10 protein-coding genes and 1 tRNA gene are annotated in these 11,658 nt (G+C 65.2%); 8 read left to right on the top strand and 3 right to left on the bottom strand.

Annotated features, from left to right (window positions below; genetic code table 11):
- Nucleotides 1–6: 6 nt before the first annotated feature.
- Nucleotides 7–408: a GtrA family protein gene (locus CSQ91_RS12650; RefSeq protein ID WP_099388419.1), complete on the top strand. Its 402-nt coding sequence runs from the start codon at nt 7–9 to the stop codon at nt 406–408.
- A gap of 71 nt (nt 409–479) precedes the next feature.
- Entirely contained in the window at nt 480–1,778 is a 1,299-nt protein-coding gene (locus CSQ91_RS12645) for an NCS2 family permease (protein WP_070282116.1), read from the top strand.
- A gap of 81 nt (nt 1,779–1,859) precedes the next feature.
- On the opposite strand, the gene CSQ91_RS12640 is transcribed toward CSQ91_RS12645, so the two are convergent.
- A complete protein-coding gene (locus CSQ91_RS12640; RefSeq protein WP_052140687.1) occupies nt 1,860–2,567 on the bottom strand; it encodes a GntR family transcriptional regulator in 708 nt (235 codons plus the stop codon).
- Nucleotides 2,568–2,827: 260 nt separating this feature from the next.
- Here CSQ91_RS12640 and CSQ91_RS12635 point away from each other — a divergent pair.
- Nucleotides 2,828–2,903 (top strand) — tRNA-Asn (locus CSQ91_RS12635).
- A 152-nt stretch (nt 2,904–3,055) separates the two neighbouring features.
- Here the strand turns inward: CSQ91_RS12635 and CSQ91_RS12630 are convergent.
- Nucleotides 3,056–3,439, bottom strand: a complete 384-nt coding sequence (locus CSQ91_RS12630) for a hypothetical protein (RefSeq protein WP_225317379.1) — start codon at nt 3,437–3,439, stop codon at nt 3,056–3,058.
- A gap of 325 nt (nt 3,440–3,764) precedes the next feature.
- Between CSQ91_RS12630 and CSQ91_RS12625 the strand changes: the two genes are divergently transcribed.
- The gene (locus tag CSQ91_RS12625; RefSeq protein ID WP_070255744.1) at nt 3,765–4,556 is read left to right on the top strand and encodes an alpha/beta fold hydrolase; all 792 of its coding nucleotides are present in this window, start codon (nt 3,765–3,767) and stop codon (nt 4,554–4,556) included.
- Nucleotides 4,553–4,930: a VOC family protein gene (locus CSQ91_RS12620; RefSeq protein WP_092606235.1), complete on the top strand. Its 378-nt coding sequence runs from the start codon at nt 4,553–4,555 to the stop codon at nt 4,928–4,930. Before CSQ91_RS12625 ends, CSQ91_RS12620 begins: the two co-directional genes overlap by 4 nt.
- A gap of 26 nt (nt 4,931–4,956) precedes the next feature.
- Here the strand turns inward: CSQ91_RS12620 and CSQ91_RS12615 are convergent, their stop codons facing one another.
- Entirely contained in the window at nt 4,957–5,640 is a 684-nt protein-coding gene (locus CSQ91_RS12615; RefSeq protein WP_143451019.1) for a hypothetical protein, read from the bottom strand.
- 135 nt (nt 5,641–5,775) lie between these two features.
- Here CSQ91_RS12615 and CSQ91_RS12610 point away from each other — a divergent pair, with 135 nt between their 5' ends.
- The 3 genes from CSQ91_RS12610 to tagF all read left to right on the top strand — a co-directional run bounded on the left by CSQ91_RS12610 (nt 5,776) and on the right by tagF (nt 11,652).
- Nucleotides 5,776–6,615 (top strand): M15 family metallopeptidase, encoded by an 840-nt coding sequence (locus CSQ91_RS12610; protein WP_099388417.1) that lies wholly within the window; start codon nt 5,776–5,778, stop codon nt 6,613–6,615.
- Nucleotides 6,616–6,832: 217 nt separating this feature from the next.
- On the top strand, nt 6,833–10,675 hold the full coding sequence (gene tssM / locus CSQ91_RS12605) for a type VI secretion system membrane subunit TssM (RefSeq protein WP_099388416.1): 3,843 nt from the start codon (nt 6,833–6,835) through the stop codon (nt 10,673–10,675).
- Nucleotides 10,672–11,652: a type VI secretion system-associated protein TagF gene (tagF, locus tag CSQ91_RS12600; RefSeq protein WP_099388415.1), complete on the top strand. Its 981-nt coding sequence runs from the start codon at nt 10,672–10,674 to the stop codon at nt 11,650–11,652. The genes tssM and tagF overlap by 4 nt, the downstream gene beginning before the upstream one ends.
- The last annotated feature ends 6 nt before the right edge of the window (nt 11,653–11,658 follow it).

Raw genomic sequence — 11,658 nt, 5'->3', positions numbered from 1 at the left:
TTGACAATGTCCCATTCCCTGCATCACCAATTTTTACGTTTCGCCGCCGTCGGCGCTTCCGGCACGGCCGTGCAATACAGCGTGCTGTGGGGCGGCGTGGAATGGGCCGGCGTCAGCGCCGCCGCCGCGTCCGGCATCGGCTATATCCTCGGTTCCGTCGTTAACTACCTCCTCAATTACTTTTTCACGTTTAAAAGCGACAAGGGCCACGGCGAGGCGGCTTCCAAATATTTCACCCTGCTGGGCATCGGCTGGTGCATCAATACGGGCCTGATGTGGCTGCTGGTACACCAGCTGGGCTGGTATTACTGGCTGGCGCAGGTGCTGGCGACGGGCATCGGGCTGGTCTGGAATTTCGCGGGCAGCCGCTGGTGGGCCTTCAAGCCGGCCGGCGCAGCGGGAAAGTAGTCATTTCGTCATAAAAAGAGGCGCACTGGCCACACGCAGGCGCCCGGTTTTACCAAAACAAGGGGTTAATCATGCAGTTCCTGGAACGCTATTTCAAACTGAAGGACAACGGGACCAATGTGCGCACGGAGCTGCTGGCCGGCCTGACCACGTTCCTGACGATGGCCTACATCATCTTCGTCAACCCGTCCATCCTCGGCGACGCGGGCATGCCGAAAGACTCCGTTTTTGTCGCCACCTGCCTGGCGGCCGCCATCGGCACCCTGATCATGGGCCTGTATGCGAACTACCCGATCGCGCTGGCGCCGGGCATGGGCTTGAATGCGTACTTCTCGTACACGGTGGTCAAGGGCATGGGCATGAGCTGGGAAGTGGCGCTGGGCGCCGTCTTCATTTCCGGCTGCCTGTTCATCCTCGTCAGCCTGTTCAAGGTGCGCGAAATGATCATCAACAGCATCCCGCCCGCGCTGCGCACGGCCATCACTGTCGGTATCGGCCTGTTCCTGGCCATCATTTCCCTGAAAAGCGCGGGCGTGGTGGTGTCGAACCCGGCCACCATCATCGCCCTGGGCGACTTGCACCAGGCGGCGCCCATCCTGGCCATCCTCGGTTTCTTCATCATCGTCGCGCTGGACCGCCTGAAAGTGCCGGGCGCCATCCTGATCGGCATTCTCACCATCACCGTCGCCAGCTTCTTCTTTGGCGGCAACCAGTTCAACGGCATCGTCTCGGCGCCGCCCGCCATCGAGCCGACCTTGTTCAAGCTCGACATCATGGGCGCGCTGTCGATCGGCATCGTCAACGTGGTGCTGGTGTTTTTCCTGGTGGAATTGTTCGATGCGACGGGCACCCTGATGGGCGTGGCCAACCGTGCCGGCTTGTTGAAAGACGGCAAGATGGAACGCATGAACAAGGCCTTGCTGGCCGACAGCACGGCGATTGCCGCCGGCGCCTGCCTGGGTACGTCGAGCACGACGGCCTTCGTGGAAAGCGCGGCTGGCGTGCAGGCGGGTGGACGCACGGGCTTGACGGCCGTCGCCGTCGCGCTGCTGTTCCTGGGCAGCCTGTTCTTCGCTCCACTGGCACACACGGTGCCGCCGTACGCGACGGCGCCCGCGCTGCTGTACGTGGCCTGCCTGATGCTGCGCGAACTGACCTTCATCGACTGGGATGACAGCACGGAAAGCATTCCTGCCGCCATTACGGCGCTGATGATGCCGTTTACCTATTCCGTGGCCAGCGGCGTCGCGTTCGGCTTCATCACCTATGCCGTCTTGAAACTGTTGACGGGCAAGGGCAAGCAGGTATCGGTGGTGGCTTACATCATCGCCGCCATCTTCCTGTTCAAGTTTATCTACCTGGGCGAATAGCAAGTTTGCCGGCAAGCAGTTGCCGCAGCAATGACAAGGCCGCCCGTGCATCCGCATCGGCGGCCTTTTTTGATGGGAGGCTTACATCAGCAGTGCGGCCACCAGGTCTTTCTTGTGGTCGCCGGCGCTGCCGTCGAAGCGCAACGCCGCTTCCACATGCGCCAGGTGCTCGACCATCAGGCGCGCCGCCAGGTCGGCGTCGCCGCTGCGCGCCGCGTCGAGAAAGCGGCCGTGTTCGTCGCAAGAGCAGGCCGCGTCGTGGCCGGACTGGTACAGCATGGTGATGAGCGAACTGCGGCCCACGAGTTCGCGCACGATGTCGCGCAGCACGGCGTTGCCGGCGATATCGGCCAGCAATACGTGGAAGTCGCCCAGCAGTTGCGAGCGCAGCGGCGTGTCCCGTGCCAGCGCCTGGCGTTCCGCTTTCAGGTGCCGCTCCAGCATCCGGTAGTCGGCAGCTTTGGCCCGCGCGACGAATTCGCGCGCCAGGGCCGCCTCGATGATGCGCCGCGCGGCAAAGATGTCGCGTGCCTCCGCCTCCGTTGGCTGGCTGACGAAGGCGCCCTTGTCGGGCACCATGCGTATGAGTTTGTCTTTCGAGAGTATCAGCAGGGCGGCGCGGATCTTGGTGCGGCTGACGCCATACAGCCGGCACAGCGCCTCTTCGCGCAGCCGCGTGCCGGGCGGCAATTGGCGCGCCACGATGGCGGCCGCCATATGCTCGGCAATTTCCGCCGAGCTGTCGCCGCTGCCGGGTTGGTCCACCAGGGTTGCGCTTGATTCTGTCATGTCGGATGAGAGCAGTAAGCCAGGGGCAAGGCGAACCTTGCAAGCGCATGTCCGCGTGGCGGCGTGGTTGACGCCCCGCTGCCGGCATGCGGTTGTGCGCCTTGCGTGTCGCTAAGGCCTGGCTATTCTACTATCTTGCGTGGCGCAGCGCAGACGGACTCTGCCATCTGGCGAGGCTTGCTCGCTGGCGGCCTGTTTTGCTGGCCATGCAGATTGAAACTGGACATGGGAAATTTTGACGTATATAATTCGGCCTCCTTTCCCTGATAGCTCAGTTGGTAGAGCGACGGACTGTTAATCCGCAGGTCCCTGGTTCGAGTCCAGGTCGGGGAGCCAGAACAAGCAGCAGCAAAGGGCCACGTGGCAACACGTGGCCCTTTTGTCATGCGCGCACGGTTTCCCGTTCGCGCTGGCCATTGCTTCAGTGCCTTGGCGACGTGCGCGATGCCGGCCCGCTGGTGGCGGGGGCGCGCGCAGTGTTTCCCGGATCAGGGATCCACAAACACGTCGAAACGCACCTTCAGCGGGCTGCCCCACGAGATATCCACCCAGGCCCGGAAACCGCCGTTATACGGTGCGATGTTGTACACGGCCATGCGGGCGGCGCCGATGAAACGGTCCTGTGGCGTCGCGGCATACTCGCTGATGTTGAGCAATACGCGCGAATTGGCCTTCACGTTGGCATTGGCGAAGTTGACCGAAGGATGCACGCCATTGGCCGTCCACGTGTAATAGGTGGTGAAGGCGGCGGGGCTCAGGTTCAAGTCTTGTGCTGCCGCGCCTTTTGCACTCTTGCCTTCCTGCTCCATCGGCGCATCGGTTTCTTCCAGTGCCAGGTTGCTGCCGGTGCGGTGTTCTACTTTCATTTCCATGATGTACTCCTGATCGATAGTTTGGACGCCGCGCCTGTCGTCGTGCGGCAAGACGCCTTATCTGTTGCCGTGACGGCCAGTGTCACGTCCTGGCTGATAAGGTAGCCGTCTGCTCCATGCTGTTGGAGTAAGCCATTCTAGGCAAACGCGCGGGCAAAAAGCGCGCGGCGCGGCCGGAAAAACGGCGCTCACTTGTGCTGGCGCAAACACCTTGCAGGCAGGCGGGAATATCTTTTCCAGCAGGCTATTTTTACGGGGCGCCACGCATGCCGTGCAGGACAATGGCACAATAGGCCCAGCCGACCTGCCGATGCGAGCCTAGCCCATGCCGATACTGAACCTGAGCGCCGAAACCGATATCTATTACGAATTGATCGAAGGCGACCCCGCCAAGCCTTGCCTGGTATTCCTGCACGAGGGACTCGGTTGCTGTGCGATGTGGAAAGATTTCCCCGCGCAGCTATGCCAGGCGACGGGGTGCCGCGGCTTGCTGTATGACCGCCATGGCTATGGGCAGTCGTCGCCGCTGGCGGCGCGCCGCCAACTCCATTATTTGCACGACTACGCGCTGTGCGAGCTGCCGCAGGTGCTCGCCGCACTGCTGCCGGGACAGGACCATTTTCTCGTCGGCCACTCCGATGGCGGCAGCATTGCCCTGATCTATGCGGCGCAGCAGCCGCCGCGCTTGCGCGGCATCATCACCGAAGCGGCGCACGTGTTTGTCGAGGGCATCACGCTCGATGGCATACGCGTTGCGGATGCGGCGTTTGGCGCGGGCAAGCTGCGCGCGCTGGCGAAATACCATGGCGACAAGACGGAGACCATCTTCAAGGCCTGGTCGGATACCTGGCTCAGTTATGGTTTCCAGTTCTGGAACATCGAATACCTGCTGCCCTCCGTCGAATGTCCGGCGCTGGTGGTGCAGGGCAGCGAGGACCAGTACGGCAGCGCGGCCCAGGTCGACACGATCGTGGCGCAGGCGCTCAACGCCGTGCCCGCCATTGTCGAGCAGTGCGGCCATACGCCGCACCAGGAGCAGCCGCAGGCACTGCTGGCGCTGATGGAAGGTTTTTTGCAAGGCCGCATGGACGCGGCCACTCACCCGAGAACTGTATGATAGACCACCTGGATCACCTGGTATTGACCACCCGCGACAAGCCCGCCTGCATCGATTTCTATACGCGCGTGCTGGGCATGCAGCTGGAAACGTTTGGCGCCGGCCGCCATGCCTTCAAGTTTGGCGCGCAAAAAATCAATCTGCATGAGGCTGGCAAGGAATTCCTGCCCAAGGCGGACTTACCCACGCCCGGCTCGCTGGACCTGTGCTTCATCGCCGCCGTGCCACTGGACGCGTTCATCGCCCACCTGGCGGCGCTGGGGATTGCCATCGAGGAGGGACCGGTGGCCCGCACGGGCGCCAATTGGCCCATCCGCTCCGTGTATCTGCGCGACCCGGACCGCAACCTGATCGAAGTGTCCGAACGCGCCTGAGGTTCGTCAACCGCCGGCAACCCCCATCAATGGCAGGCGGGATCGCTGTCCCAGCGGCCCGAGCAGATGCGCGAGCGGCACAGCATGCCTTCGATCAGGCCCAGCTGCTGACAGCGCCGCAACAGTTCCGCCGTTTCCTGTTCCCCTTCCCGCTGGCGCAGCACCACGTCGCGCACGGGCGCCGCCGTGCTTTCTTGCCGGTGCGCATGGGCCACCATCGCCGTCAGCAAGGTCACGTCGCTGTCGCCGGGAGCGGCAACCGGCCTCGGCCCCTGAGGGCGCGCGGCGGCCTGGCGCACGGGCGGTAGCGTCTTGTGCGGTGCGCTTGCTGTCGTGGCGGCCATCGCAGGCAAGGGCGGTCCCGCCGTATTGACGATGGTGGCCGCCTGCGCCGCGTGCGGCGGCACCGTTGGCGCCGGCATTGCGGGCGGAGCCTCAATCACGGCCGTGACGTGCGCCGGCGGCAGGGGCAGGACGTCCGTGTCATACGCGAGCACGACCGTGATCAGCAGCGCCAGACACAGCGCGCCAGCGGCCCAGTGCCGCCAGCCGGGGCGCCAGCGCAGTGCAGGTCTGGCCACAGGCGCGGCGATGCCGTGTTCGAGCTGCGACAGGATGCCCTTGCCTTCGATGCGCGCGCCAGCCGCGCCGGTCTTGCTCAACAGGTCAGGGCTGCGGGCCTGGCCATCCCCGTTTTTCAGTAAAGACAAAATATCACCTCCGCAGTGGAACAAACTCGACTGACCTTGATGTAAACCGCGCTCATGCGGGCCGCGGACGCCTACGATCTAGCGATGCCGCCGAGCATGCTGCCCGGCCCCCGTTATTCCCGTCACGGAGCGCCCATGTTCGTCGCCCTGGTCTTGATGTATTTCCTGCTCGCCTGTCTTGCCTGCTGGCTGCTGCTGTTTCCCGGCGGCCGCGCCATCGTGCTGCACACGCTCGTCAACCTGGGCTGGCGCATGCAGCGGCGCGCGCAGCACCTGAAGGGCGGCAGCGGCGCGCAGTGGCAACGCGTGCAGCGGCACACGGTCTCGGGCATGGCGCGTGCCTGGCAGCTGCTGTGGCTGCATCGCTGGCTGAGTCTGGCGGGCAGCGTGCTGGTCATCGTGCCGCCGCTGCTGGCCTGGCTGTCCAGCGACCGCATCGCCTTGCGCGGCTATGCCGACCAGCAACACGCGATCAATGACCAGGTCAGCGACTTGTTGAAGGGCGAGCAGCTGGTGCCGCCGCCGGCCTTGCCGCCGCTGCTGTTTTCCACGGCGGAAGTAACGCAGCTGCGCCCGCTGCTGGGCGGCGCCAGCCGCAACTGGCAATTGCTCGACCACGATTTCGCGCAGCGCCTGCTGCTGGTCTTCAAGATCATGAAAGACGTGCATGGCTACGACATGGTCTTGCTGGAAGGCTATCGCAGCCCTGCGCGCCAGGACCAATTGGCGGCGGCCGGCCCGAACGTGACGAACGCGAGGGCGTTTCAAAGCTATCACCAGTATGGCCTGGCGGCCGATTGCGCATTCATGCATGAAGGAAAGCTCATCATTTCTGAAAAAAATGCCTGGGCCATGCGCGGCTACCGTTTATATGGCGTGACGGCCGAATCGGTGGGCCTGCGCTGGGGCGGGCGTTGGACCATGATGGATTTTGGCCACACGGAATTGCCGCAACCGCGCGTGCTGGGCAAGTAAGCCGCGCCAGTCATTCTAGCGCCGGGTTTGGGCCTGATTTTCACCGCTGCAAGCTTGCTTGCGCGGCGTCAATGGCAGGCCAGCGCCTGCCGCACGCTGGCACCTGGTACTTGTCATATGTCAACAAAGGCGCGCCGCATTGCTGTCAGCATGGGCCGAATCCGCCTCGCTGCGCGGCGGCGTTACTCCTGCTTTGCGACCTCACCCTGGGCTCATCATGCTGCGACGAATCTGGCATTTCCTCACCGACAGCCGCAATCTGACCATCCTCGGCTTCATGGCGCTGGCCGTGTTCCTGTACCTGGGCGCCGAGGTGCTGGAAGTGGCGCTGGTCTGGGCCCTGGCCTTGCTGCTGCTGGCCTTGGTCACGTGGCTGGGCCTGTGGCTGTGGCGCCGGCGCCGCGCGCGGCGCGATGCGCAGGCGCTGGGGCAGGCCATCCTCAACGAAGCCGAGATCGCCGCCGCGCAAGCCGCTTCGGCATCCACGGCCGGCAGTACGCAGCGGGGGGAACTCGACGCCGTGCGCACGGGCATGCTGGCCGCCATCGAGACCATCAAGACGTCCAAGCTGGGCATCAAATCGGGCGCCGCCGCCTTGTACGAACTGCCGTGGTACATGATCATCGGCAATCCGGCCGCCGGCAAGAGCAGCGCCATCCTGCATTCGGGCTTGCAGTTTCCCTTTGCCGACGGCAAGATCGTGCAAGGCGTGGGCGGCACGCGCAACTGCGACTGGTTTTTCACCACGGACGGCATCGTGCTCGACACGGCGGGACGCTATTCCGTCGTCGACGAGCATCGCGGCGAGTGGTTCGGCTTTCTCGACCTGCTGAAAAAATACCGGCGCAAGGCGCCCATCAACGGCATCCTCATCGCCGTCAGCATCGCCGAATTGAAAGGCGACCCTGATGTCGGCATGCAACTGGCGCGCAGCCTGCGCAAGCGGGTGCAGGACGTCATCGAACGCCTGGAAGTGTTCGCGCCCCTGTACATCGTGTTTACCAAGGCGGACCTGATCGCCGGCTTCACGGAGTTTTTCGCGGATGCCGAGCGTAGCGAGCGAGAGCGTGTATGGGGCGCCACCATGCCGTACCAGCGCAAGTTGCCCACGGCGGATTTGCTGGCGTTTTTCGACCAGGGTTTCGATGAATTGCACGATGGCTTGACGGAACTGAGCCTGGCCAATATGGCGCACCGGCAACGCAAGACGATGGCGCCCGGCGTCTTTACCTTTCCGCTGGAATTTGCCGCCATCAAGCCGGCCTTGCGCGCCTTCATCGCCACCCTGTTCGAGGAAAACCCGTTCCAGTTCCAGCCCGTGTTCCGCGGCTTTTACTTTACCAGCGCGCTGCAGGAAGGCGAGCCCGTCAGTGCCTCCTCGCAGCAGGTGGCGCGCCGCTTCGACCTGGCCTTCGCGCCGGCCCCGGCCGCGGCGCCGTCCGGTGCGCGCCAGCATGGCTATTTCCTGCTGGAGCTGTTCCGCAAGGTGATTTTTGCCGACAAGCACCTGGTGGCCAACTATGCCAACCGCGCCAAGCTGCGCTTCAAATATGCCGTGTTCTTTGCCGCCACGGTGTCGCTGGGCGCCTGCCTGGGCGGCTGGAGCTGGTCCTACCTGGGCAACCGGCAACTGGTGGCCAACGTCGAGGCCGATTTAACCAAAGTGGTGAAGCTGCAGGAGCGGCGCCTGGACTTGCAGTCGCGCCTGGAAGCGCTCGAGATCTTGCAGGACCGCATCGAGCAGCTGGAAGCGTACCGCACGCAACGGCCGTGGTCCCTGCGCCTGGGCCTGTACCAGGGCGAGCTGCTTGAACGCAAGCTGCGCGAGGAATATTTTGCCGGTGCGCGCCAGGTCATGCTCGGCCCCGTGGCGGGCGCGCTGGAAGCCTTGCTGTTTGAAATGAACGCCAGCGCGGACCAGCTGCAGCCCACGGCGCGCACGCCGCAGACGCCGGCCGCCGCGCCAGCAGCGTCCGCGGCACCGCGCAGCGTCCAGTACCAGGCGGCCAGCGCGATGAATGTGGAAGATGCCTATAACGCGCTGAAAACCTATCTGATGCTGGCCGATAAGACGCATGCGGAAAGCAGTCACCTGAATGACCAGCTGACGCGTTTCTGGCGTGCCTGGCTGGAGGGCAACCGGGGCGCCATGCCGCGCGAGCAGATGATACGCAGCGCCGAGCGGCTGCTGACGTTTTACCTGGCGCAGATCGGCGATCCGTCCTGGCCGCGCATCGAGCAGAAGCTGGCGCTGGTCGACCAGGCGCGCGAAAACCTGCGCCGCGTGGTGCGCGGCATGCCGGCGCGCGAGCGCGTGTATGCCGATGTCAAGGCGCGCGCCTCGACGCGCTTTCCCGGCATGACGGTGGCGCGCATCGTCGGCGAACAGGATCAGGCGCTGCTGGCGGGCAGTTACGCCGTCTCCGGCGCCTTTACGCGCCAGGCCTGGGAAAAGTTCGTCGAGGGCGCGTTTCGCGATGCCGCCAACCGCGAGCTGCAAAGCGCCGACTGGGTGCTGAAAAGCGCTTCCACCGACGACCTGACCCTGGAAGGCAGTCCGGAACAGATCGAGAAAAACCTGGTGGCCATGTACAAGGCCGACTACGCGCGCGAGTGGCAAAAATTCGTGCAGGGCGTGGCCGTCGCCGACCTGAAAGGCTTCGACGGCGCCGTGCAGGCGATGAACCGCCTGGGCGACCCGCAGTCGTCGCCGATCGCCAGGCTGCTGACGACCATCTATCAGGAAACATCGTGGGACAACCCGGCGCTGCAGAATGCCCAGTTGCGCCAGGCCGAGCGGGGCATCGTCGCCTGGTTCAAGGAAACCGTGCTGCGCCGCGCGCCGTCGCCGCTGACGGCCAGTCCCGCCGCTCTCCATGCGCAGCTCGACCCTGCCCGCCTGGACAAGCCCATGGGGCCTGTCGGGCGCGAATTTGCCGGCGTGGGCAAGCTGGTGGCGGCCAGGGACGACAATGCATCCCTGATGCGCGCCTACCTGGAAGCGCTGTCGAAACTGCGCAGCCGTTTGAACCAGCTGAAGAACCAGGGCGACGCGGGGCCGGGCGCGCGCCAGTTCATGCAGCAGACCCTGGAGGGCAGCGGTTCCGAACTGGCCGACGCCCTGAAACTGGTCGACGAGCAGGTGCTCACGGGGATGAGCGACGCGCAAAAGCAGGCGATCCGTCCCATCCTCGTGCGCCCGCTGATGCAGACCTTTGCCGTCATCGTCGCACCGGCCGAACTCGATATCAACAAGACCTGGGCGGCGCAGGTGTATGAACCGTTCCAGAAATCGCTGGCCAACAAATATCCATTCGCGCCCACGGCGCGCATCGAGGCGAGCAACCTCGAGATCGGCCAGTTCTTCGGCCCGGAAGGCCTGGTGGCGAAATTCGTCACCACGTCCATGGGCCCGCTGGTGGTGCGGCGCGGCGACGTGCTGGCGCCGCGCACCTGGGCCGACATGGGCATCAGCCTGTCGCCGCAGGTGGTGGCGCGTTTCCCCGGCTGGATCGCGCCGCTGGGCGCGGGCGGCGTGGCGGCCACGTCGACGGCGGCGCAAACCGTCTTCCAGATCCAGCCGTCGCCCGCGCCTGGCACCCTGGAATACACGGTGGAGATCGACGGCCAGCAGCTGCGTTACCGCAACACCCCGGCGCAGTGGACGAACATGGTCCATCCGGGCCCGCAAGGCGCGGCGGGCCAGCAGGGCGCGCGCATCACGGCCGTCACCTTCGACGGGCGCACGGTGGAACTGTTCAACGAGCCGGGGCAATTCGGCTTGAAGCGCATGATCGACGCGGCGGCCAAGAAGCGCAAGGAGGGCGGCGTGTTCGAACTGCGCTGGGCGCGCGGCGAGGTGGCCGTGGCGGTCGACCTGAAAATCACCAGCAGCGCCGAGACGACGGGCGCGGGATCCGCCACGGCGGTGCAGGAACAGGGCTTTCGCGGCATGCAGCTGCCCGAGACGATCGTCGGCGCGCCCGGTGCTTCTGCCGCGTCCCCCGCGCCTCCCGCGCAGGCCATCGCCGCCGCAGTCATGCCCGGAGTCTCGCCATGATGCGCGCGGCGCAGCAGGTGCGCCTCGGCTACTTTGGCAAGATTCCCGCGCGGGGCGACTTCATCAAGGCTTGCGACAATCACGCGCTGGTGCAGCTGCTCGACGACTGGCTGGCGCAGGTCATGACTGCCCTGACGGTGGAACCGCGTTGGAAGCTCAATTACGACGCCTTGCCGCCGCTGCGCTTTGCCTTCGTCGGCACGCGCAGCCGGCGCGCCATCGCCGGGCGCCTGGAAGCGAGCAATGACCAGTCGTTGCGGCGCTTTCCCTTCATGGCCATGGGCGCGCTGGAAGTCGATGACGCGGAGACCTTTGTCGCTTGCAGCCCGCTGGCGCTGGCGCCGCTGTGGCAGCGGGTGGAGCAGCTGTCGCAAGGCATCGTGGCCAGCGCCGAACCGGGGCCGGCCCTGCTGGCGCTGGCCGGCAACGTGGTCGAAGTCGAACCGGCGGCCCCTGATCACGCGGCGCGGCTGGCAGCCTTCTTGCAGGCGCAGACGGTGCACGGCTTGCAGACGCTGCTGGCATCGCCCGCGTTTCCCGTGACGGTGCGCGAACTGCTGCTGGGCCTGGGCATGCTGCTGCAGCCGGTGCGCCAGAGCGGCTTGCCGCGCCTGGAAAAAAGCCTGGTGCTGCCGCTGCCGCACGACGCGCAGCTGCGCGACCTGGTGGCCAGCTTCTGGCTGCACCTGATCGCGCCTTTCCTGAGCCTGGCCGATTTCGAACTGGCGCTGTTCTTTTCCCACCTCGACGAGGCGCCCGTGCTGGTGATCGGCTTTTGCGGCGCCGACCCGCATGGCTTGCGCGCGCTGATCGATCCGCAGGCCGGCTGCGAACGGCTGATCGTGTTCGATCAGCTGGACTGGGTCGAGGAGCAGCTGGGACGCGATGCGGCGCTGCGCCGTTTTTCCGCCTGCCTGCAGCAGGAACAGCTGTCGCTGCGCTCGGCCTGCGCCATGTTTGCCGATACCTTTGTCTGAAGGATT

Origin of the sequence: Janthinobacterium sp. BJB301, from assembly GCF_002735685.1 — a bacterium.
In the GTDB taxonomy this organism is placed as follows: Bacteria; Pseudomonadota; Gammaproteobacteria; order Burkholderiales; family Burkholderiaceae_D; genus Janthinobacterium; species Janthinobacterium lividum.
The sequence above is the reverse complement of the archived record's forward strand: the minus strand, read 5'-3'. Positions and strand labels throughout refer to the sequence as shown.